Origin of the sequence: Acinetobacter lwoffii (assembly GCF_029024105.1) — a bacterium.
GTDB lineage: Bacteria > Pseudomonadota > Gammaproteobacteria > Pseudomonadales > Moraxellaceae > Acinetobacter > Acinetobacter lwoffii.
This window is the reverse complement of the sequence record NZ_CP118963.1, coordinates 175,296-196,786: the sequence shown is the minus strand read 5'-3', so window position 1 is coordinate 196,786 and position 21,491 is coordinate 175,296. Positions and strand designations below refer to the sequence as shown.

Annotated in this window: 19 protein-coding genes, 2 tRNA genes and 4 pseudogenes; 8 read left to right on the top strand and 17 right to left on the bottom strand. The window is 41.7% G+C overall.

All coding sequences use genetic code 11. The features are described from left to right. Positions 1 to 87 precede the first annotated feature (87 nt). On the bottom strand, positions 88 to 1,656 hold the full coding sequence (guaA, locus tag PYW33_RS00780) for a glutamine-hydrolyzing GMP synthase (RefSeq protein ID WP_004644840.1): 1,569 nt from the start codon (positions 1,654 to 1,656) through the stop codon (positions 88 to 90). A gap of 344 nt (positions 1,657 to 2,000) precedes the next feature. Between guaA and PYW33_RS00775 the strand changes: the two genes are divergently transcribed. Then, positions 2,001 to 2,639 (top strand): DedA family protein, encoded by a 639-nt coding sequence (locus PYW33_RS00775; RefSeq protein ID WP_004644839.1) that lies wholly within the window; start codon positions 2,001 to 2,003, stop codon positions 2,637 to 2,639. A 38-nt stretch (positions 2,640 to 2,677) separates the two neighbouring features. Here the strand turns inward: PYW33_RS00775 and PYW33_RS00770 are convergent, their stop codons facing one another. The 5 genes from PYW33_RS00770 to PYW33_RS00750 form a co-directional block, all read right to left on the bottom strand. After that, positions 2,678 to 3,271, bottom strand: a complete 594-nt coding sequence (locus tag PYW33_RS00770) for a hypothetical protein (protein WP_016806914.1) — start codon at positions 3,269 to 3,271, stop codon at positions 2,678 to 2,680. A 198-nt stretch (positions 3,272 to 3,469) separates the two neighbouring features. Further along, entirely contained in the window at positions 3,470 to 3,862 is a 393-nt protein-coding gene (locus PYW33_RS00765) for a hypothetical protein (RefSeq protein WP_004644837.1), read from the bottom strand. 13 nt (positions 3,863 to 3,875) lie between these two features. Then, positions 3,876 to 4,712, bottom strand: a complete 837-nt coding sequence (locus PYW33_RS00760; RefSeq protein ID WP_004644836.1) for a ParA family protein — start codon at positions 4,710 to 4,712, stop codon at positions 3,876 to 3,878. Between the two features lie 96 nt (positions 4,713 to 4,808). Then, the gene (locus PYW33_RS00755; protein WP_004644835.1) at positions 4,809 to 5,201 is read right to left on the bottom strand and encodes a SirB2 family protein; all 393 of its coding nucleotides are present in this window, start codon (positions 5,199 to 5,201) and stop codon (positions 4,809 to 4,811) included. A 9-nt stretch (positions 5,202 to 5,210) separates the two neighbouring features. Beyond that, positions 5,211 to 5,519 (bottom strand): BolA family protein, encoded by a 309-nt coding sequence (locus PYW33_RS00750; protein WP_004644834.1) that lies wholly within the window; start codon positions 5,517 to 5,519, stop codon positions 5,211 to 5,213. 233 nt (positions 5,520 to 5,752) lie between these two features. Here PYW33_RS00750 and PYW33_RS00745 point away from each other — a divergent pair. Further along, a tRNA-Gly gene (locus PYW33_RS00745) sits at positions 5,753 to 5,825 on the top strand. A gap of 48 nt (positions 5,826 to 5,873) precedes the next feature. Further along, a tRNA-Gly gene (locus tag PYW33_RS00740) sits at positions 5,874 to 5,949 on the top strand. A gap of 245 nt (positions 5,950 to 6,194) precedes the next feature. Here PYW33_RS00740 and PYW33_RS00735 read toward each other — a convergent pair. Beyond that, positions 6,195 to 6,443, bottom strand: coding sequence for a helix-turn-helix domain-containing protein (locus PYW33_RS00735; protein WP_004644833.1), 249 nt, complete (start codon positions 6,441 to 6,443; stop codon positions 6,195 to 6,197). Positions 6,444 to 6,559: 116 nt separating this feature from the next. Between PYW33_RS00735 and PYW33_RS00730 the strand changes: the two genes are divergently transcribed. The 3 genes from PYW33_RS00730 to PYW33_RS00720 are packed head-to-tail and all read left to right on the top strand — an operon-like array spanning position 6,560 to position 8,204. After that, a complete protein-coding gene (locus tag PYW33_RS00730) occupies positions 6,560 to 6,769 on the top strand; it encodes a hypothetical protein (protein WP_004644831.1) in 210 nt (69 codons plus the stop codon). Between the two features lie 12 nt (positions 6,770 to 6,781). Beyond that, positions 6,782 to 7,963 carry an Arm DNA-binding domain-containing protein gene (locus tag PYW33_RS00725; RefSeq protein ID WP_004644830.1) on the top strand — a complete coding sequence of 394 codons (1,182 nt, stop codon included), beginning with the start codon at positions 6,782 to 6,784 and terminating at the stop codon, positions 7,961 to 7,963. After that, a complete protein-coding gene (locus tag PYW33_RS00720) occupies positions 7,956 to 8,204 on the top strand; it encodes a hypothetical protein (RefSeq protein ID WP_004644829.1) in 249 nt (82 codons plus the stop codon). Before PYW33_RS00725 ends, PYW33_RS00720 begins: the two co-directional genes overlap by 8 nt. A 126-nt stretch (positions 8,205 to 8,330) precedes the next feature. On the opposite strand, the pseudogene PYW33_RS00715 reads toward PYW33_RS00720, so the two are convergent. The 3 genes and pseudogenes from PYW33_RS00715 to PYW33_RS00705 form a co-directional block, all read right to left on the bottom strand. Further along, a pseudogene (locus PYW33_RS00715) lies at positions 8,331 to 8,801 on the bottom strand (IS3 family transposase); the annotation flags it as partial. 79 nt (positions 8,802 to 8,880) lie between these two features. Next, on the bottom strand, positions 8,881 to 10,122 hold the full coding sequence (gene ltrA, locus PYW33_RS00710) for a group II intron reverse transcriptase/maturase (protein ID WP_004644827.1): 1,242 nt from the start codon (positions 10,120 to 10,122) through the stop codon (positions 8,881 to 8,883). Positions 10,123 to 10,635: 513 nt separating this feature from the next. Then, positions 10,636 to 11,312: pseudogene (locus tag PYW33_RS00705) on the bottom strand (IS3 family transposase); the annotation flags it as partial. A 117-nt stretch (positions 11,313 to 11,429) separates the two neighbouring features. On the opposite strand from PYW33_RS00705, the pseudogene PYW33_RS00700 reads away from it, so the two are divergent. Next, positions 11,430 to 12,736 (top strand): annotated as a pseudogene (locus PYW33_RS00700) (Y-family DNA polymerase). On the opposite strand, the gene xseB reads toward PYW33_RS00700, so the two are convergent. The 4 genes and pseudogenes from xseB to PYW33_RS00680 all read right to left on the bottom strand — a co-directional run. Then, on the bottom strand, positions 12,733 to 12,927 hold the full coding sequence (xseB, locus tag PYW33_RS00695) for an exodeoxyribonuclease VII small subunit (RefSeq protein WP_004644823.1): 195 nt from the start codon (positions 12,925 to 12,927) through the stop codon (positions 12,733 to 12,735). The pseudogene PYW33_RS00700 and the gene xseB overlap by 4 nt on opposite strands. Positions 12,928 to 13,029: 102 nt before the next feature. Further along, positions 13,030 to 13,803, bottom strand: coding sequence for an IS21-like element helper ATPase IstB (gene istB, locus PYW33_RS00690; protein WP_004644822.1), 774 nt, complete (start codon positions 13,801 to 13,803; stop codon positions 13,030 to 13,032). After that, a complete protein-coding gene (istA, locus tag PYW33_RS00685) occupies positions 13,803 to 14,822 on the bottom strand; it encodes an IS21-like element ISAba8 family transposase (protein WP_004644821.1) in 1,020 nt (339 codons plus the stop codon). Before istA ends, istB begins: the two co-directional genes overlap by 1 nt. An 84-nt stretch (positions 14,823 to 14,906) precedes the next feature. Continuing rightward, positions 14,907 to 15,341, bottom strand: a pseudogene (locus PYW33_RS00680) (helix-turn-helix domain-containing protein); the annotation flags it as partial. 135 nt (positions 15,342 to 15,476) lie between these two features. Between PYW33_RS00680 and PYW33_RS00675 the strand changes: the two are divergent. Further along, positions 15,477 to 16,094: a CAP domain-containing protein gene (locus PYW33_RS00675; RefSeq protein ID WP_004644818.1), complete on the top strand. Its 618-nt coding sequence runs from the start codon at positions 15,477 to 15,479 to the stop codon at positions 16,092 to 16,094. A gap of 126 nt (positions 16,095 to 16,220) precedes the next feature. On the opposite strand, the gene PYW33_RS00670 is transcribed toward PYW33_RS00675, so the two are convergent. The 3 genes from PYW33_RS00670 to PYW33_RS00660 all read right to left on the bottom strand — a co-directional run bounded on the left by PYW33_RS00670 (position 16,221) and on the right by PYW33_RS00660 (position 21,362). Beyond that, positions 16,221 to 17,660 (bottom strand): HlyD family type I secretion periplasmic adaptor subunit, encoded by a 1,440-nt coding sequence (locus PYW33_RS00670; RefSeq protein ID WP_004644817.1) that lies wholly within the window; start codon positions 17,658 to 17,660, stop codon positions 16,221 to 16,223. Next, positions 17,657 to 19,747 (bottom strand): type I secretion system permease/ATPase, encoded by a 2,091-nt coding sequence (locus PYW33_RS00665; RefSeq protein WP_275059844.1) that lies wholly within the window; start codon positions 19,745 to 19,747, stop codon positions 17,657 to 17,659. Before PYW33_RS00665 ends, PYW33_RS00670 begins: the two co-directional genes overlap by 4 nt. A 211-nt stretch (positions 19,748 to 19,958) precedes the next feature. Then, positions 19,959 to 21,362 carry a TolC family outer membrane protein gene (locus tag PYW33_RS00660; RefSeq protein WP_228713160.1) on the bottom strand — a complete coding sequence of 468 codons (1,404 nt, stop codon included), beginning with the start codon at positions 21,360 to 21,362 and terminating at the stop codon, positions 19,959 to 19,961. Positions 21,363 to 21,491: the final 129 nt, after the last annotated feature.

The window sequence follows — 21,491 nt, the reverse complement described above, 5'->3', positions numbered from 1 at the left end:
AGCGATGCTGCTTGAAAGTCCTTACTGCCGCGCGCCTAGCGCTTGGCGTAATTTAGGCGGACAGCAGTGCTGTCCGAAACCCCTAAATTACTCCCATTCAATCGTTGCAGGTGGCTTAGACGATACGTCATAAGTCACACGAGAAACGTCAGCAATTTCATTCATGATACGCGTAGAGATTTTGTCTACTAGTTCATATGGCAGGTGTGCGAAACGAGCTGTCATAAAGTCCACCGTTTCTACCGCACGCAATGCAATTACCCATGCATAACGACGGCCATCACCGACTACACCCACCGATTTCACTGGCTGGAATACCGCAAATGCTTGAGCAGTCTTGTCATACCAGCCGCTGTCACGCAGTTCTTGCATGAAGATGTCATCTGCAAGACGTAAAATGTCTGCATATTCTTTTTTCACTTCACCCAAGATACGCACACCTAGACCTGGGCCTGGGAATGGATGACGATAGATCATGCTGTGTGGCAAGCCTAAAGTCGTACCCAATTTACGTACTTCATCTTTAAACAAGTCACGTAATGGTTCAACCAGTTCAAATGCTAGGTCTGCTGGTAAGCCGCCCACATTATGGTGTGATTTAATCACATGCGCCTTACCCTGCTTGCTTGCAGCAGATTCAATCACGTCCGGATAAATCGTACCTTGTGCAAGAAATTTTACGCCATCTAATTTACGTGCTTCTTCAGCGAAGACAGCAATAAATTCACGGCCAATAATTTTACGTTTTGCTTCAGGATCAACTTCACCTGCAAGCGCAGTCAAGAAACGCTCTTCAGCATCAGCACGAATCACGCGGATACCCATGTTGTCAGCAAACATTTGCATCACTTGATCGCCTTCGTTCAAACGAAGCAGACCATTGTCTACAAATACACAGGTCAGCTGATCACCGATCGCTTTATGCAACAGCGCTGCTACTACAGATGAATCCACACCACCAGAAAGTCCTAGTAATACTTTTTCATCACCAATCTGTTGGCGAAGCTGTTCTACACGTAGATCAATAATGTGTTCTGGCGTCCACAGACCGCGACAGCCACAAATTTGATGAACGAAGTTCGACAGTAATTCTGCACCTTTAGAAGTATGTGTAACTTCAGGATGGAACTGAATACCATAGAAACGGCGAGTTTCGTCAGAAACCATCGCAATTGGACAGCTAGGAGTTTGTGCAGTGATCTGGAAGCCTTCTGGAATACGGGCAACCTTGTCACCATGACTCATCCAGACATGCAGCTGGTTTTCACGGTCCTGTAAATTACCGATCAGCTTGTCACGTACAACAATATCTACTTCTGCATAGCCAAACTCATGCACAGTACCTGGCTCAACTTTACCGCCAAGTTGTTCGCACATGGTTTGCAGACCATAACAAATACCCAATACCGGCACACCCAGCTCGAATACCACTTGTGGCGCACGCGGGCTGCCTTCAAGGTGAACGCTCTCAGGTCCACCAGACAAGATGATACCATTTGGATTAAATGCACGAATGTCTTCTTCAGACATATCATAGGCATACATTTCAGAATATACACCAGCTTCACGAACACGACGTGCGATGAGCTGACTATATTGAGAACCGAAATCCAGAATCAGGATACGATCTTCAGTAATTTGAGTATTGGTAGTCATGACGAACAACTATGAAAGGCAAACGAAAGATAAGCGCCGTATTCTAACATTTTTCAGCGCATTAAGCACACAATTCGCATTAGGTATGCATTTAGTTGATTGCATTATATTTCTAGCACCATAAAGCATCCCTTCGGATGCCTTTCTTAGTCTGTCATTTTTATATTTTTAAGCTCAAGATTTAATCCAACTCAGCCTGTTTTTATAAAAATCTGAAGATAATATGTAAGAGAAATTTTTGCTCAATTCAAGATGGATGAAGCGTTAATTATTTTACTTTCTGGTACTGACTTTCATGCCCCGGGCTGTTAGGATTTGACCACACTTTTGCTTGTACTGGGCTCATGGAACTGATTGATTTTATCTTGCATGTTGATGATCACTTGCTTGAATTTATCACTAATTACGGGATCTGGATTTATGCCATTCTTTTCCTGATTATCTTTGTAGAAACAGGTCTGGTGGTCATGCCGTTCCTGCCTGGCGACAGCTTGCTATTTGCAGCAGGTGCACTGGCAGCCTCTACTGGTGCAATGGATCCATGGGTGCTGATTCCACTCTTGTTTGTTGCGGCAGTTCTGGGTGACACCCTGAATTATCATATTGGTAAATATATTGGTCCTCGGGTTTTCGAGATTGAATCGCGCTTCATCAATAAAAAACACTTATTGGCGACCCAGCAATTCTTTGCCAGACATGGTGGTAAGACCATTATTTTTGCGCGTTTTGTTCCTTTTGCCCGTACCTTTGCACCCTTCGTTGCCGGTGCTGGCAGCATGAATTACAAATATTTCCTGACCTATAATGTAGTAGGTGCATTTGCCTGGATTAGCTCATTTGTCATTTTGGGCTATATGTTTGGCAATATGCCGATCGTCAAAGACAACTTCACCTATCTAATTTTTGGCATCATTATTTTAAGTGTATTGCCAGGTGTGATTGGCTTTATTCAACAAAAGCTCAAAAAAAGTAAAACAGCTTAAGAACTTTTTACATTAAGATTCTTTTACAGCCTGTGCGTTTAATCCCAGAGCTTGATCAAGAGTGGGATGAGACAAAGCAGGACAAATAGAGCCGCGCCTTTATAAATGAGGCCGGCTTTTATTTTTTCAGATGGACTGGTCAATATGGCCTGACCAAAGACCATCCAGAATATCCCGACCGGAACGGTACTCAAGCTAAAGGCAGCAAAAACCAGAACGAAGTTGGTCGGGCTTTGCCAGGTTTCCATCGGTAAAATTCCAGAGGCCAACAATGCTGCTTTAGGATTTTTTAGGGTAGTTGTAAACATTTGCCAGGGGCGAATCTGCGGATGGTTCTTGCTGTAGCGTTCTAACTGCTGGGCCTTATATAAATGCAAGGTCATCCAGCCCACACAGATGGTACTCAGCACATAGACCAAGCCTTTAAAATTTGGCCAGATCGGTGACGCCAGATGAATCACCAAGGCCCATACATTAATGGCATAAAAATAGCCGAGCAAAATGGCAGGAAGATAGAGACTGGTTTTGGCCTGCCCCTGCTGATGAGCAGAACTAGCCACCAAGGCATTGGCGGGCCCTGGAACCATCATTACAGCAATGAGTCCTAAAACAAATAACCAATTTTCAATCATCGCAATGAACTTTTCCGGGCCAAGGTTGTAGCTTAATCAATATGAGAGTGTGATAACAAGCTTATAAATTTCAGATTTATATACAGTCTGGTCAATTTCCCGTGAGTTTTATCTTAATGTAAACCGCCCTATTCTTGGTGAAAGCAATAAAAAAATGCCGACCCGAAGTCAGCATTCATCCGTTTAATGTTGAATGATTTATTTAGGCGTCGCCTGCCGAACGATGATCGGACAGTTCTTATAACGCGCGGCCTGTACAATCGCTTCCTGCTCGCCTAAAAGCCGTGCCAGTTCGGTTCTTTTGGTATCGGATGATTGTCCCATATTGACTGAAACACTCGGGCCAATACCCCAGCCACCGCGACTGCCCCAGCCACCGCCAAGACCAACGCCCACACCGACGCCAGTACGTTTCGGTGGTTCAACGCCATTGTCGATATACTGCTGAATACGATTATATTCACCCTGTAATTGCGAACAACCCAAAGTCTGATACAGGGTGGGCGACACATAAGTCGGTTTTACCGGCGTTGCACAGGCACTCAGTAATGCCAGTGCAGCAATACTCAGGCTTACTTTCACAAGTTTCATAGCTAACTCGATCTTAATTCTGCTCTATCTCATTGAACAACGATTGATAGGCCTGAGTCAATTTATGATCAGTAGCCAAATAAATCAAAGGCAGATTTTTCTGATGAGATTCTTTCATCAAGATTGACGGTGGCAACATACTGTCGAGGACCGGCAACCCTTCATCTTTGAGTTGCTGTACCACTTCACGCGGTAATTTGGCCTGTGCCTGAAACTGGTTCACGACAATCCCTTCGATTTCCAGCCCTTCATTATGGTCATCCTGGGTTTCAATGACATTTTCAATCAGGGTCTGTAGGGCACGTTTAGAAAATACATCACAGTCAAATGGAATCAGCACGCGGTTCGCCGCAATGAGAGCAGAGAGGGTAAAGAAATTGAATGCAGGCGGTGTATCAATAAATACCCGGTCATAATGCCCCGACAGTTGTTGCAAGGCATCTCGTAGCTTATAAATCTTGTGCTTGGACTCCAGTGCATGGGCCAATGCACCCAGCGTTGGACTGGCCGGAATAACATCCAGATGTTTAAAAGAGGATTGATGCACATAACTTCCCAAGCCTTTGCTACGACTTTTTAAAATCGAGCCAATCGCATTGCCGAGTAGGCCCTTGCTTTGCTGATTACCGAGTACATCTTCAAAATAGTTTTCGATATTCGGTTCGAGTGCCGGCTTGTCACTAGAATACGTCGCATCATCACCCAGCACATACTGGCTAGAGTTGGCCTGCGGATCCAGGTCAATCAATAAGGTTTTTAAACCCTGATGTGCACTGATCGCTGCCAGATTGACAGTAATACTCGACTTGCCTACCCCACCCTTTTGATTAAATACCACACGTGTACGCATGTCCCCCTCCTCACATTTTTAATTACTTTTACAACATTTGTATTTTCTAATTATTTGCATGGACTGGCTGTGCTGATCATCACAGCCAGCCTGCTTTTAGCCAAAATTCGGCTTGATCATCACCAAAGCCAGAATAGACACCAATGAAACTACAGCAATAACTAAGCCAGCCCGACGCTGCGATAGCAAGATAGAATCATCTTTTTTATAGGCTTTGCCTAACGAGGACACCAGTACCAAAAATAAAATGACTTTGGCATAAAACCAAGGCTGTACATCAAAGTCTTTGAGGACGAGCGACACAATGCCGGTCAGTGCAATCACCGTGATAGCTAAATGCTGTAAAGCGACTAGCGCTATACGTGCCACCGGATTAGGTAAATTCCCTTGTGTACCGACAAACAAGGTCAAGGCACGGGCAAAAATGGCGACAATGGCCAGTCCTGCTGCCGACATATGAATAATCTTGACTAAAAGTTGGGTTTCCATCATGTCCTCTTAGTTTTTAGGTGCATGTGCACAAGCCGGACTGGTGGTGTCCTGACCAGCCCATTCTTCAGGCAAAAATGCATGAATGGCCAGCGCATGAATTTTGTCTTTTGACAGCAGATCACCTGCAGCAGCATAAACTTTCTGATGACGCTGGACTGGACGTAAACCGGCAAAAGCCTGACTCACAATCACGGTTTTAAAATGCGATTCTTTTCCCGGGAAATAACCGCCATGACCCGAAGATTCATTCACCACTTCCAAATAGGTTGGGGATAATTGCGCCAAACGGTCTTTCAGTTGTTGTTCTAAGCTCATGGCCTGACTCCGATCTGCAAAAATATAATCCCAGTATACCTTGTTCTGCCGAGTATTTCGGTAATCTGTTCAGGTGCAATCCGTTGATTGTGGCGAAATTTCATTGATTTCTATATGGATATTGGTTATTTATTGTCTGGTCTGCAGCATTTTGCTTTTATTTTATGCAATTGATGCAAGATTTTTAACAAAGGTGTTGACCACATTTTTGCATGCTGTATTATACACGGCATGCGGGAATAGCTCAGTTGGTAGAGCATAACCTTGCCAAGGTTGGGGTCGGGAGTTCGAGTCTCCTTTCCCGCTCAAAATTTTTTCATTTAGTTTTTTCATTTAAAAAACTTTATAGACTCCGCGGGAATAGCTCAGTTGGTAGAGCATAACCTTGCCAAGGTTGGGGTCGCGAGTTCGAGTCTCGTTTCCCGCTCCAGAATTTTAAAAGCCTCAGTCGAAAGATTGGGGCTTTTTTTGTTGATTTTAAATAGTATTATTATCTATCAGAATTTCTGATACTTAAAAAAGCAAGTTAACAGAACATTACATTTAAAATTGGTGACCAAATGGTGACCAAAAAGTGACTCTATTTTTTTACGCGCTACTTTCTAAGTTGGCCGAATCTGTATGACCAAGCCCCTATCATGTAATTACACAAAAAATTATTGATTATCTATTTTATTATTCATCATCGGTATCTCTATTATTTGACTGCGCTAACAAATCATTAGTCCGCTCAAATATAAATAACTCCCCAACCTGTATATCTAAAAAATCACATACCCGATCAATAGTATCAAAATCTATTCGTGTCAAATCTCCATTATAAAGCTTATGCAATGTGGTTTTATTAATACCAGTACCACGGATAAGATCTGCTACTCTCATCCTTCTTTCAGCCAAAAGAGTTGGAAGTTTACAAATAATCACAATAAATTCCTCTAATCCGATTACTTTTTCATTGCATTTGAGCAATTTTAGAGTTAATTTATCTTCAAGGATGTAATTTATCTCCACATCCGATGAAGTTTTACAGGAATATCATTATGACATACACCTATATGACAGCCCAACAGTTGGCTGAAAAAATTCATTACGACCCACGTACCATCCGTAACCAACTTAAGGACAGTATTTTCCTTGAGGGCATTCATTACATCCGCCCATTCGGTGGACGCAAAATTTTGTTTGTATGGGAACGTATCGAAGAAGATATGTTGAAATTCACCAGCCTAGGGCTAACCACTTTGCAATAAGGAGTCCTGCATATGGCGAATATTCAAGAACGTTATGGAAAGCTCGTTGTCGACTTCCGCTATCAAGGTGTACGGTGCAGAGAAACAACCAATCTCGAAGATACGGCCCAAAACCGTAAACTTTTAAAGAAACGTTTAGAACAGCTTGAAGCAGAAATTACTTTAGGGACTTTCGAGTATGCAAAGTATTTTCCTAAAAGCAAACGAGTTGCACAGTTTAGTGAGATACAGCAACGTAAAGCTGTACTGAGCTCATCAACACCCCTATTTAAGGATTTTGCGCATATTTGGTTTGATGAGAAAAAAATTGAATGGCGCAGTTCCTACCAGGAAAAGGTACTGATTATTTTAAATAATTATTTGATCCCTGCATTAGGCCATCAGTGCTTAGATCAGATAAAGAAGCCAGACTTGCTTGAATTCCGTTCCTCTCTCGGCAAAGTGAATTACGGTTTAAAACAAGCAAGCCTGAAGGCATCCCGAATCAATCAGATCATGACACCTTTACGTATGATACTTAATGAAGCAGCGGAACGATACAACTTTGTTTCGCCTTATAAAAATATTAAGAATCTCAAGGAAAGTCGCATTGACGTTACACCTTTTACCCTACAAGAGGTGCAAAAGATCATAGAGACTGTGCGTGATGACTTTAAACCGTACTACACCGTTCGCTTCTTCACAGGTATGCGTACCAGTGAAATCGATGGTCTACGTTGGCAAAACGTGAATTTTCAACGGCGTGAGATCTATATCAAAGAAGCATTAGTCAACGGCAAACTTGGTGATACCAAAACCTTTGGATCAGACCGTGGCATTCAAATGAGTGAGCGTGTGTATCAAGCACTCTTAGAACAAAAGAAAATGGTCAAGAACCGCTCTGAATTCGTTTTTTCTATGCGAAATGGCAACCCATTGGACTATCGCTTAGTGAATCGACGCGTATGGCATCCATTATTAAGATTTTTAGGTTTGAAAAGTCGTCGTGCATATCAAACACGGCATACTGCAGCGACATTGTGGCTCTCAGCTGGTGAAAATCCGGAATGGATTGCCAAACAACTAGGACATTCTACGACTGAAATGCTGTTTCGTGTTTACAGTCGCTATGTTCCTAATATTACCCGTCGTGATGGCAGTGCTTTTGAGCTGATGCTAGAAAAGCTCAATGAGATGGAGAATGAATATGACTAAATCATTCTTTGGTGGGGTTGTGGTGTCACAGGAAGTTGATGCAATTGCACGTGAGCTGATTGAGGAGTTTCAAATTCCCAAACTGCACAACCTCGCTTTCATGCTCAACGTCAACAAATGTTTTAATGATCATCAGGCTTTAAGGCTTTGGTTACAACGACAATTGGATGATGGGCAAGCCAATTATGCAAATTTGGCAATGAAAGCCCGCCTTTACTTAACCAATCTTGCTTACACATAAATCAAAAAACTAAGGTCATCTAATTGATGACCTTAGCCCTTTTACACCAATTAAAAGGTAGAAAACAAATAAGAGTTTTTCGTTTGGAAACCTGTCGACATCGGTGATTGAATAGCCACCAAAATTCTAGACACACATAACCATCTTTTGATGGGCCTTTTCATAATCTAATGGAGAACGCTGACCATTGGAACCATGTCTGCGTTTTGAGTTATAGAACATCTCTATATATTCAAAGATATCCGACCTTGCTTCAGTTCTTGTCACATAGATTTTCTTCTTGATCCTCTCTCGCTTTAACAGCTGAAAGAAGCTCTCAGCAACAGCATTATCATGGCAGTTTCCACGCCGGCTCATACTGCTTTCAAGGTTGTGATGCTTGAGAAATGTCTGCCATTCATGACTGGTGTATTGGCTACCTTGATCAGAATGAATCAGGACTTTGTTCTTTGGGCTTCTTCGCCACAAAGCCATCAGTAGAGCATCTAAAACCAGATCTGTTGTGATTCTCGACTTCATAGACCAGCCAACGACTAGCCGTGAGAATAGGTCGATTACTACTGCAAGATACAGCCATCCTTCATGAGTGCGAATATAAGGGTGAGTAGACCAAGGGAGTCTCACCCTTAGCCCCTCGCAGAACCGGACGTGAACCTCTCAGCTCATCCGGCTCCCATTATCCAACCGATGGTAAACATCCCATTTTCCAGTGCACAAAGGCATTTGGAAAATCACGCGCAAGTCGCCCTAAGGCATATCTAGCCCGTCTTTTATGACGGGCCAAGTTTTTATACTTACGCCTCATCCAGCGTATAAGATAAGCATTCATGTGTTGCCAGATCGTTGACATTGCTGAACCATGGAATCGACCATAGTATTGCTGCCAGCCTTGAAGAATTGGATTAAATATTGCAGATAAATCACTTAATTCGCGATTACACATCAGATGTAGATGCCATTTCCGAATAGTCTGTCGCATTGTTTTAAGTGCATCACGACTGACTGCAGGAGAGAAATTTACATAAACTCTTTTATACTTGTCCACAGCCTTACGGGGCCTAAACGTGTACCCGAGAAAAGTAAATTGAACATCTGGATATGCTTGGCGACGATTCACATCTTGGCAATAAACAATCTTTGTCTTATCTGGATGCAATTCGAGTCCACATTCACGAAATCGTGCACCAATCTTTTGTAAAACAAGTTTGGCTTGAGATAAACTTCGGCAATGAATTACTCCATCATCCGCATAGCGGCAGAATCTTACACTCGCAAGATTCTTGGTAATCCACATGTCAAAAGCATAATGCATAAATAAATTAGCCAATAGAGGACTGATAACTCCACCTTGCGGTGTGCCGTGATTCCTTTCTAAAACTTGACCATCTACATTTTGCATAGGTGCTTTTAACCAGCGTTCTACATAGAGAAGAATCCATGGAATTTCGCAGTGTTTCTTAAGTGCACGCATGAGTAGATTATGGTCAATGTTATCAAATAGACCTTTGATATCAAATTCCACAACCCAGTCATACTCCCAACTTCGTCGTCTCACCACAGCTATCGCATCATGGGCTGAACGCCCTGGACGATATCCATAAGAGTTTGGATGAAATAGAGGATCAATCTGTGGCTCCAATATAAGCTTGACAGCTGTTTGTGCTACTCGATCCGCTACTGTTGGAATGCCTAACATACGTACCCCACCTGATTTCTTTGGAATCGGAACGCCTTTGACTGGCGGTGGAAAATAACTGCCTGAACAAAGTCGATTCCATAGTTTATACAGGTTGCCTTTTAAGTGGTGTTCGAATTGCTCAATAGATTCATGATCGATGCCTGCAGCACCGCCATTCTCTTTGACTTTCTTGAATGCCTCCCAAATTAACGCTTTAGGAATGTTAAATGGTTTGGTCATAAAGCCTTGTTCCTCCTGCTTGTGCAGTTGACAAGACCGCAGACCTGGATAATGCAGCCCCTTCGCTCCATTACCATTACAGTAACTTCAACACTACTACGAGCTGCTCCGCCCCTTGGTGACGCATTGCTATTATCGGCCTTGCCTTTTGAGCTTGTACCTTTCGCTTGACATCGCCACCGAAGGTTCCCGCAGTTCAACGTAAAAGCCTGAATTAGGATCGCGCTGCCTCTACGCCGGACACCGAATGGCCCGTAAGCAGGTAACGGCCAAACTGATCGCGGGGCAACATCCATCCCCGGTTTTGATGTCATTTGAGTACTTTCGACACTTGAACGGCAGTTCACTGGTGTTCGCCTTCCTAATTCTTACCTGACGCCTTTACAACGCCTTTTCCATAACGCTCACGACCGGGACTTTTGATCCAAGCCGCTTATGGTGGTTTGCTACCTGCTCCTGCAAGCCGATAGCGAGGGGCCATACCCTCATCTCTTACGCCGCTTGCTGCGGCACACTGATGTCAGTCACCCACAACTGGTTGGGCTGGGTGGGGTTAAACTGTCTGTCTAAAGTATTTCGAGCCACAATCGATGGAGTACTAACATTAGCTCTAGGTTTGCGATAGCCACGCTGTGACTTGAGACCATTCGCCTTCATGAGTCGATGTACTCGATTGATACCGCAACTTTCGCCAACGTCTTTCAAATCACAATGAATCTTGCGATAACCGTAGACTCCGCCAGATTCCAACCAGAACTGTTTAATTAATCCTGAAAGCTGTTGCCGCTTCCTCGCAGTTATACTGGTAGGTTTCTTTAACCAGGCGTAATAACCACTGTGATGAACATCTAACGTTGAACATAAACGACGAACAGACCATATATGTTGGTTGTCCCGAATAAAGGCGTACCTCATTTGGACTGGCTTGCGAAGTACACCGCGGCCTTTTTTAATATGTCCCTTTCTTCAGTGACCCTTTGCAGCTCTTTTTTTAATTTCGCTAATTCTGTAGTTGGATCACTAGATTCTGTTGTCTTGGGCTGCTGTGGATCATAACGTTTGATCCAAGCATACAGACTATGTGTAGTGGTTCCTAAACGTGTAGCAACTTCAGCCACACTATGACCTTTCTCAGTGACTTGTTTTACTGCTTCAATTTTGAATTCTTCAGGGTATCGTTTACTGCTCATAAGCACCTCGTTAATTAGCCATTTTATCTAACTAAAAGGTGTCTACAAAATCGGTGGCTATTCATAGTGACTTTTGTCATCAAGCCATTCAGAAAGCGTTAATACTTGATTGGTTTCATGCTCATGCAAGTAGCTCACCAGAAGATCTATGCACTTGTAGACATCAATAATTGCTATGTCAGTTGTGAACGTGTCTTCAACCCTAGTCTGAACAAAAGCCTGTCATTGTGCTATCCAACAATGATGGCTGTGCTGTGGCACGTTCCCAAGAAGCCAAAGACTTGGGCATCAAGATGGGTGTTCCTCTCTTCCAGATTAAGGACATCGTCGAACAGCATCAGGTACAGGTGCTATCGAGCAACTATGCACTGTATGCAGAGATGTCTCGCAGATTCATGAAAATCCTAGCCGATTTTGTATCGCCAAAAGAGCAAGAGATTTACTCTATTGATGAGTGCTTTCTGGATCTGACAGCTCATGCAGGGAATTACGACTTGACTGAATATGCTCATCAGATTCGTCAGCGTTTGTTTTCTTGGCTTGGTTTACCTGTATGTATTGGCATAGGACGCTCAAAGACAGAAGCGAAACTCGCAAACCATATTGCCAAGAAGAACGATTACTTCAATGGCGTATGCAACTTGGTTTCAATGGATCCATGCTCAGCCGAGAGCGTCTATCAAGCAATTGATGTAAGTGAAGTATGGGGCATTGGTCGAAAGTATACGAAGAAGCTCAACAGTATGGGGATTCATTCAGTGATGGATTTTGTCTTGGCTTCCCCTCTGATGATCCGAGACCAATTCTCTGTAGTGATGCACAGAACCTTATTGGAACTCCATGGAATTGCTTGCATTGAATTGGAACATACGCCTCCTGCAAAGAAGCAAATCATTGCTAGTCGCTCCTTTGGGCAGAGGGTCTATCACATAGATGATCTCAAGGAAGCCATGTCGCTGTATGTCATGGATGCTGTTAGCAGACTGAGAGATGATAATTTGTTGTGTGGTTGTCTGATTGGTTTCGTTCAATCAAACCCATTTGATAGCTCAAAGCCCTGCTACAACAAGTCTTTATCATTAGCTTTACCAGAACCTACCGACAACTTATTAGTGCTCTCTAAACTCGCTACAACGATGATTGATGGCCTGTATGCAAATGATATAGCATTCAAGAAATGCGGCGTGATTCTGACGTGTCTCGAACCAAAGGAAAACCATGTGTATGACATGTTCATTGATATGAAACACATCGAAGTCAGCAATGCCTTGATGGATTCCCTTGAAGCGATTCATCTTAAGTATGGCAAAACCAAGATTGCCTTGGGCGCGAGTTTAATGCCGAACAGAACATGGAATATGTCACGAGATCGGCTAACACAGAACTACTTTAAGTGGGATCAACTGCTAACAATTAAAGATTAATCCTTAAAGCTTTCATTCAATGCTTGTTGTACTGCATCAATGCGTTGCTTACAGTTTTTATAAGCTGCCATGGATTCTTCAACAACTTTCATCAGGTTATCAATGTCCGGCTCCTCTTGAGACTCTAGAAGCTCAGCATTCTTCTTTAAGATGTCATAGCCTTCTTTAAATGTTAGTTGTTGTTCACTCATTTGGTTTCACCTGTAAAACTTGTGTATTTGTCAACGGCATTCTAAAATTGACCCCTTTTACCTTACAAATGGCAAAGTAAAATTGACCCCTTTGATCTCGTATTAAGTTTCAACCTGGGGCTGAATCCCAATTCTTTTTTTATCCTTCAAACGATAACTCTCACCCGATATTTGTACCACATGACAGTGATGTAATAGCCGATCTAACATCGCAGCGGTCAACCTAACATCATCCGCAAACGACTTAGACCATTGGCTAAAGGGTAAGTTACTCGTCAATATTGGACTGCCTTTTTCATAACGCTTGGTAATCACGTTAAAGAACAGATTCGCTTCTTCACGTCCAAACGGTAAATAACCAATTTCATCGATTATCAGTAATTTCGGGGCGAGTATCACCCGTTGCATATAGGTTTTCAATTTACCTTGCTGATAGGCTGTACTGAGTTGCAGCATGAGATCGGCGGCGGTAATAAACTTGGTTTTGACATTGTTTATGATGGCCTTATAGTCTAATGCCATGGATAAATGCGTTTTCCCTACATCACTAGCACTAAGAAACACCACATTTTCTGCTCTCGAGATAAAGCTCAAGTTGAACAACTCGACCACCTGTGATTTTGGAGCACCTAGTGCATAATTAAAATCGTAACCTTCCAGTGTTTTCATTTGAGGCAGGCCTGAGAGTTTCATCAGGACCTGCTGGCTGCGCTGTTGCCTGGCAGCATATTCATGCGTCAAGATCGCTTCAACAAAGTCGGCATAACTTCCATCTTGACCTAATGTTTGTTGTGCATGATGTGACCATTGTGATGCGATGGCAGGCAGATTGAGCTTTTGGCAAAGTTGCTCTATACGGTCGTATTGCAGATTCATCAGGAAACTCCTAGCAACTGGTCATATACCGATAAGGGATGCTGCAAACTCTCGTAGGGCATGACATGCTGTGCTGCTGCAACAGGTACAGTGCTAGAACCTGTATCTGATTGCGGTAATGGCGTAAATTTTTGCTGCTCCTGTTGCAGTCGAACAGCCGGTTTTTCTTGCGTGGTGGCATGAATCCGCTGATTGGCGGTTTCATGCAGCCACCGGCCAATGTGGGCATTGGCGACATCAACATCTAACAGTAAACCCGAAGTCTTCAGGCTTGCTTTCAATGGCACAATAAAGCTTGATTTGAGGTATCCATTAAAGCGTTCAACTTTGCCTTTGGTCTGTGCGCGGTAGGGCTTACATACGCGAGGACGAAAGCTGTACTTCTTGGCACAGTCGAGCAGTTTGGGGTTCCATTTATGCTGCCCCTCCTGATAGGCATCCCGTTCAATCATGATCGTTTTAGCGTTATTAAACAGGATTTCTTGAGGTACTACTGCAAAGAACTGAAATGCATTTTCTAGACCATCGATCCATGCATCCGTACGTTCATGATCATAAAATTTCACGAAAGTCGCTCTGGAATACCCTAATGTTGCGACAAAGGCTTTTAAAGTCGTGTTGTTGCGTCGAATTGTCGTGAAATCTACCTGCATTTGTTGGCCAGGTTGGGTTTCAAAACGAATGATCGGTTCTGGTTTAGCAACTGGTTTTAATGTTGCAAGATATTCCCTCAAGATCCTGATCTTTCCTGGATATCCCAACCTTAAAATTTCCTGGTAGAGCACAACAGCAGGAATCCATTCAGGATGAGCTGCGTTTACACGTTGGAGTAAATAGGGTTTATATGGGTCAAGGATACTTATTCTAGGCTGTATACGCTGATACTGAGGTGTGGTGTTTTGCCGTAAATATTTACGTACGGTATTTCTGGACACCCCCAGTTCACGACTAATGGCTTTAATAGATTTACCTTGTTGATGAAGTATTTGGATTGTCACTGCTTGCTCCAAAGTTAACATGTTGAGCAGTCCAAAATGACCGCTATATTAACCAAGGGGGTCAGTTTTTAAATGCCGTTAGGGGGTCATTTTTACACTGTCGCTAACAGCAGCAATCTGATGATCATTTAATTCGATACCATCCTGTGCCACTTTAGCTGCGAGTGCTTTCAAACGCTTCTTAAAGTTCTCTAAATCATAGCGTAACCAAATAGAGCGAACACCGCTACCTGAAACAAATACACCCTTCTTGCGTAATTCGTTACTAGTACGATGCTGCCCATAAGCTGGATACTGAGTTGCGAAATCAATGACTGCTAGTTCTGTAGCATCATCTACACGATTTTTTAGATTAGGTACTCGACGGGATTTATTGATCAATGCATCCATGTCCCCAGACTGTACTAGCTCCTGATAGCGATGAAAAGTATCTCTAGAGACACCCATCACTTTGCATGCTCTAGAAACATTTTGAAGCTCTTCAGCTAAATTGAGTAAGCCTACTTTGTGTTTGATGATTTGATTGTTAGTATGCAACATAAGAAAGTTACCTTTGTTTGATTAAGATTTCGACACCTTTATCAAAATGGGTAACTTTCTCTTTTTCAAGAGTTATGTCCGATCAAGTCTGAACTAATACATCTGATGAATAAAAAAATTTGCTAGAGGTGCACTATGAAAAATATTGCTTATCATTCTTTTATATGCAGTCTATACTTTTTACTACATGGATGTTCAAATTCACAACCACAACAGCCTTTGCAGCATCAATCAAATAAAACCATTGCAAAATCAACAACGATACCCACTCAAAAAAATCCTCAACAGACTTTAGCCTCTTTTGACAAAATCTCTTGTGATGACATTAAAAATCCACAATATCAGCAAGCCGTTTTAAATGCCATTAACGTGATTCGGCATCAACCGCAACAATGTGGAAAAATAGCTTACTCGGCTACCCACTCGCTAAAATGGAATAATCAATTACAAACAAGTTCAACTGCACATGCGCTGGATATTTCGCAACGTCAGATTTTAAGTCATGTCGGTCGAAGTGGTGAAAATCTGAGAGCTCGTATTAAAAAAACAGGATACAAAGGTGGTGGTGGGGAAAATTTAGCAACAGGTCAAAGCAACCTAAAACAAGTTTTAGAAAATTGGCTGGCGCTCAGTCCTGGACATTGCGATAACTTAATGAAACCCCAATTTAAAGATTATGCGATTACCTGCGTTCGAAATGATGTAACTCATCGAACGTATTGGGTGCAACATTTTGGCACTGGAAAAAACTAAAAATGAATTTAGATTTTTTATCTGCTTCAATAAAATGTAAATTTCGCGCGTTTAAAATTTACTTTATAAATCAAAAATCCCTCTTTTCAAAAGAGGGATTTTAAGAGATTTCGGTTTTTATTCGACTTAACGTTCGGTTAAGGCATTATTTTTCGCTTTAAGAATTGGTTTAAGCAGATAAGAAAGAATAGTTTTCTTCCCTGTCATAATATCCAATTGAACGGTCATGCCGGGAATCACGGATAATCCTTTACCAAACGTTGGTTTATCAGTCACTGCACGGACGATATAAAACATATTGCCTTTTTCATCGGTAAATGTGTCTGGGCTAATATGTTTTACTTTCGCATTCATTCCGCCATAGATTGAAAAATCATAGGCCGTAAATTTAATCACCGCAGGCAAATCTGGTCGTACAAAAGCAATATCTTTCGGAGACACTTTTGCTTCAACAATCAATTGTCCATCTAAAGGTACTATTTCCGCGACTTGATCGCTTGGTTTCACAACCCCACCAATGGTATTAAAGAAAATTTTCTGCACGATACCATTGGTCGGTGAACGAATATCGGTGGTTTTCACTCGGTCTGCTACGCCTGAAATACTTTCTTTTAAACTCACTAGCTGAGCTTGCGCTTCTGCCAGTTCATTGCGCCATTGATTTTTTAAACTCACCGCAGCCTCAGAAGTGCGTGATTGCGCTTCCCCAATAGATGCCTGCGTAGCTCTTAAATTCGCTGCCGCCTGCTTACGTTCACCATCGGCATTCGATACGTCACGTTCAAGGCGCAAAATATCCATTTCCGACACCGCACCAGTCTTTAACAAAGGTCGTGTGGTATTGAGTTCACGCACTGCAAGTTGATAGGCTCTTTCAGCTTGTCCGAGTGCAGCTTGAGCACGTTGCGATTCCTGTTGACGAGTCGAAACCGTACCTTGATTGGTCATCGTTCTTTGGCTCAGTTCGCGCAAACTTTCCGCATAATACTGGCTTTCTTGCGCCATAATGTTTGCAGCTGCATCAGGTGAAACCCCCGCAGGGACACTGCCTGAGGTATAGCCCGAGCCATTTAATTGTGCACTTAAACGTCTAACTTTGGTTTGCAAGGCAAAAATCTTGGCATTAACTTCATTCAAATTTGAGGTGAACCGTGTCGGGTCAATACGAATCAATAGATCGCCTTTTTTGACGTGCTCACCTTCCTGCACATACACCTTTTCAACCACGCCACCATCAACCGATTGAATCACTTGCATCTGTTGAGATGGAATCACTTTTCCTTCACCACGAGTAATTTCATCGACTTTAGCAAAACCTGCCCAAATAATTAAACAGATAAACAACACTACAATCACATAAAGAATGACTCTTGCCTGAATTGGCTTTTGTGATTGAGTTACTTCTTGTACCTGACTTTTCCAGTCATTTGTATCAGCAGGTTGATATTTTTTAAATAAATTTAAACGCCCTAGCACTGGACTCAGAACTTTTTCTGATTGTTCAATACTTTTACCTACGCCCCCAAACATCTTCTCTCTTTGGGTTTTATTGTGTTCTGTGCTCATGATACAGCTCCTGCAACTTTAGCTTGTTGGGGAAACATGGCTTTCATTACACTTTCCTTATCACCATCAGCAATAATCTTTCCATCTTCTAAAATAATAATTCGATCAACCAATGTAAGTAATGCAGGTTTATGTGTGACCAAAATTAAAGTATGTTGAGCTGTCATATAATGTTTTAGATGATGAATCACATGATTCTCAAGGGGAGTATCCATCGCACTGGTCGGTTCATCAAAAACCAAAATTTTAGCATTCTGGGCAATTGCACGTGCCACGGCAACCGCCTGCCGCTGTCCGCCAGATAATTTATGACCACCCTCACCCACTTGTAATGACAAACCATCTTCATGTGCTTTTAGAATCTGGCTTAAACCAGAAACAACCAAACTTTGTTCCAAAGCAACACGGCTAGCATGTGGATTACCTAAGACAATATTTGATAATACTGTACCGTTCAGCAATTGTATGTCCTGGGGAATATAACCAATCTGGCTACGTAATTCTGCTGGATCAATCTGACTAATATTGGTTTGATCAATAAATACTGACCCTTCAGTCGGCTTATAGAGCGACAATAGTATCTTTTCAATTGAGCTTTTACCTGAGCCTACTTTTCCTAGAATCGCCACTTTTTCTCCTGCTCGAATAGAGAAAGAGATATTATTTAAAGCAGAATGTGATTCATTTGGATAACATAAGCTGACATTTTTAAATTCGATATGTCCTATAAGATGTGGATGACTCACCCAACCTTTTAGATTCTCTCGTTCCTGTTCAGCGTCAACAGTTTGATTCAGCATATTTAAGGCACTGGATGCCTGATAATATTGGGTTAATAAACCTGCAATTTGTGCAATTGGAGCCAAGGCACGAGTTGATAATAAATAACAGGCAATCAGTGCACCTTGGGTCAACTTTCCATCTACAATAAGATAAACTCCAACCAGGATAATTACAACGCCTGCTGTTTGTTGTACCCATCCAGCAAAATTACCAACAGTGCCACCAATAAAACGTAATTTAGAAGAATACTGTACGGTAAAACGAGTGGCTTTTTCCCATAAAGTTTGCATTCGTCCAGCAGCATTAAAACTTTTAATCGTTTCCTGATTATTTAAGGTTTCTATCAATAATCCCTGACGCTGTTGAGAAGCTTCTGACATCGCATCAGATAATTTTTTTAAACTAATATGAACTGATAATGCATAGAGTAAAATAATGATTGCAGCGATGACTAAAGGAATAACGAAAACCCATGAAATAATACAGATAACAGCTAAGAATAGAACAAAAAATGGCAAGTCAATCAGTGATACCACAGTCATAGAACTGGTAAAAGAACGAATTGCCTCATAGGACTGAATATTGGAGGCCATCATACCAACAGACATATTATTCTGTTCCATACGCCGACCTAATACTTTTTCCATAATATAGGCAGATAGCTTGTTATCAGCACGGGTTGCAGCCAAATCAACAAAATAACTACGGACCAGTTTTAAAATAAAGTCAGCCGTAATAATAATCATGATTCCAAAGGCGAGTACCCATAGGGTATCTGTAGCATGGTTGGGAACAACACGATCATAAACATTCATTACGAAAAAAGGTGCACACAAAGCAAAGATATTGACGAACAGGGCTGCTAATAAAATATCTTTGTACATGGAACGGTGCTGTCGAATTACGCTCCAGAACCAATGCTGATTTGTCTTTTCCAGCTTAACCTTGTTATCCGCCACAAATTGACGTTGTTGTAAATAAATCACTGAACCCAGATATTTTTCTTGTAACTGGACAATTGGCACTTCTGTCACAGTGTCCAACATTTCAGGAAAATATACTGTTGCAGTCTGTCTTTCTGTATCAAAACGATATAAAACACAAGCTGTATTATTATTCAATATTAAAATGGCAGGAAAAACAAAATGGTTCAGTTGATCCAGATTCTGCTGTACCATATTACTTGTCAAACTTACCCGATCAGCTGCACGTGAAAAAAACTGAGGTATTAGCTTTCCATTGGGTAAAGGCAAACCTGATAATAAACCTTCTTGTGTAATACTAATTTCATAATCTTTAGCCACCCGAATCAGGCATAAAGCTAAAGGATCAAATATTTGTGTTGTCACTTATTCACCATGAATCAAACAAGCATAAAAGGTTCATTATTCCTAAACTCAGAGTTATATCATTGAGTTAATAGAATAATTGTAAATTCACCTTACCCAAAAGAGTTGGAGCATCTATAAAAACAGGGTGCAACAGCACCCTATTTTATTTTAACTGATTAAAAAATTATTCAGCTTGTGCATTTGCCGCTGTACATACATTTGCTGCATTCAGTTCACGTTTACTTACTTCTGATACTTCTGGTAAATTATCACGTTGAATACCGAGCGCAGGCAATAATTGACCCATGCTATACAGTGTTTGGAATTGTGCAATTTTCAAATCATATTGCGCACTGACATAAGCACGATTGGCCTGAAAGGCTTCATTTTCTGAATCAAGTACATCAAGCAAAGTACGACGACCAATATCAAACTGATCATTATAAGCTTTTACAACGGATGCAGATTCATCACGATGACGCTGTAACCATTGCAACTGGTTGCTATAGTTATTGACATTGTTATAAGCCACGGCTGAAGTTTGGCGAATATCGACACATGCTTTGTTTTTCAAATCATCGGATTGTAAAACACGTGCATTGGCAGCATTCATGGCTGCTCTATCAGCAAAACCATTAAATATATTATAATTGAGTCTTAACTCAACTGCGCTATCTTGCCCATATTTATCATTATCGGGATTGCTACGCTCATCAAAACTGTTACGGTTTTGATATAAACCTGTACGCGCCACAAATGAAAGTTTTGGGTACATATTGGCTTTAAACTCTTGCGCACTCGCACGTGCATATTGCATTTCGCTTAACGCCGCTTTTAGGCTGTTGTTATTGTTATAAGCAGAAGCAATCACTTCTTGTGCACTGTTCGGAAGTGCTGCATTAATACTTACTGGCGAAAGATTATTACTTGGCTCAACCCCAACAATTCGTGCAAAACGTGCAGATACATCATTTAAATTGGCTTGTTCTGTCATCAAGTTGGTTTGAGCAAGCGATAAACGACCTGAAATTTGTGACAAATCTGCTTTATTGCCTACACCTTGGTTGGTCCGTTGTAATACTTGATTATAAACGCGCTGGTGATTGGCAAAATTTCCTTCTGCAAATCTAACCAATTCACGATAACGCTGTACATCTAAATACGCTTGAGTCGCTTCAAGTGCTTTTTGTTCAATACCTGCATTCAAGTCATAATAACGTTTTAACGCAGCATAATCGCCTTGTTCAACTTTGCTTTTAATACGAAAACCATCGAACAACACTTGCGTTAACGCAATTTCTGCCTGACCTTGATTGAACCAACCACGATCGCCATCGAATTCACGATTGCCTTTGCCATAGGCTGCGTTCAAATCTAACGATGGTAAATAGCCAGCACGTGCTTGTTTTTGATTTGCTGTTGCTTCAAGGAAGCTAAACCATTGAGTTTGTACTTCTGGATTATTTTCAATCGCAGTTTTGGTCACCGAAGTCAAATCGGCTGCCGAGGCAGTATTCAACATAACCGCACTGAATAAACCAGCCAGTACGGTTATTTTATTGAGCGCAGAAGCGTTACGTTTAATCACATGTTTCCCCTGTATTTTACTTCGTAATTATTACCTATTTGGCTTGTTGCTTTTAAATGAACAAGCCGTTGTCAATTTTTTTGATCTTGGCAACCGTCCAGTGATGACAAAATTCGTTTCCTCTTTTTG

What these genes read in the sequence shown, in the direction of transcription:
- istA (WP_004644821.1), bottom strand. Translation starts at nt 14,822, where the DNA reads ATGTTAACTTTGGAGCAAGCAGTGACAATCCAAATACTTCATCAACAA.
- PYW33_RS00730 (WP_004644831.1), top strand. Translation starts at nt 6,560, where the DNA reads ATGACATACACCTATATGACAGCCCAACAGTTGGCTGAAAAAATTCAT.
- PYW33_RS00770 (WP_016806914.1), bottom strand. Translation starts at nt 3,271, where the DNA reads ATGATTGAAAATTGGTTATTTGTTTTAGGACTCATTGCTGTAATGATG.
- PYW33_RS00760 (WP_004644836.1), bottom strand. Translation starts at nt 4,712, where the DNA reads ATGCGTACACGTGTGGTATTTAATCAAAAGGGTGGGGTAGGCAAGTCG.
- PYW33_RS00725 (WP_004644830.1), top strand. Translation starts at nt 6,782, where the DNA reads ATGGCGAATATTCAAGAACGTTATGGAAAGCTCGTTGTCGACTTCCGC.
- ltrA (WP_004644827.1), bottom strand. Translation starts at nt 10,122, where the DNA reads ATGACCAAACCATTTAACATTCCTAAAGCGTTAATTTGGGAGGCATTC.
- PYW33_RS00675 (WP_004644818.1), top strand. Translation starts at nt 15,477, where the DNA reads ATGAAAAATATTGCTTATCATTCTTTTATATGCAGTCTATACTTTTTA.
- PYW33_RS00755 (WP_004644835.1), bottom strand. Translation starts at nt 5,201, where the DNA reads ATGGAAACCCAACTTTTAGTCAAGATTATTCATATGTCGGCAGCAGGA.
- PYW33_RS00720 (WP_004644829.1), top strand. Translation starts at nt 7,956, where the DNA reads ATGACTAAATCATTCTTTGGTGGGGTTGTGGTGTCACAGGAAGTTGAT.
- PYW33_RS00765 (WP_004644837.1), bottom strand. Translation starts at nt 3,862, where the DNA reads ATGAAACTTGTGAAAGTAAGCCTGAGTATTGCTGCACTGGCATTACTG.
- PYW33_RS00670 (WP_004644817.1), bottom strand. Translation starts at nt 17,660, where the DNA reads ATGAGCACAGAACACAATAAAACCCAAAGAGAGAAGATGTTTGGGGGC.
- PYW33_RS00775 (WP_004644839.1), top strand. Translation starts at nt 2,001, where the DNA reads ATGGAACTGATTGATTTTATCTTGCATGTTGATGATCACTTGCTTGAA.
- istB (WP_004644822.1), bottom strand. Translation starts at nt 13,803, where the DNA reads ATGAATCTGCAATACGACCGTATAGAGCAACTTTGCCAAAAGCTCAAT.
- xseB (WP_004644823.1), bottom strand. Translation starts at nt 12,927, where the DNA reads ATGAGTGAACAACAACTAACATTTAAAGAAGGCTATGACATCTTAAAG.
- PYW33_RS00750 (WP_004644834.1), bottom strand. Translation starts at nt 5,519, where the DNA reads ATGAGCTTAGAACAACAACTGAAAGACCGTTTGGCGCAATTATCCCCA.
- guaA (WP_004644840.1), bottom strand. Translation starts at nt 1,656, where the DNA reads ATGACTACCAATACTCAAATTACTGAAGATCGTATCCTGATTCTGGAT.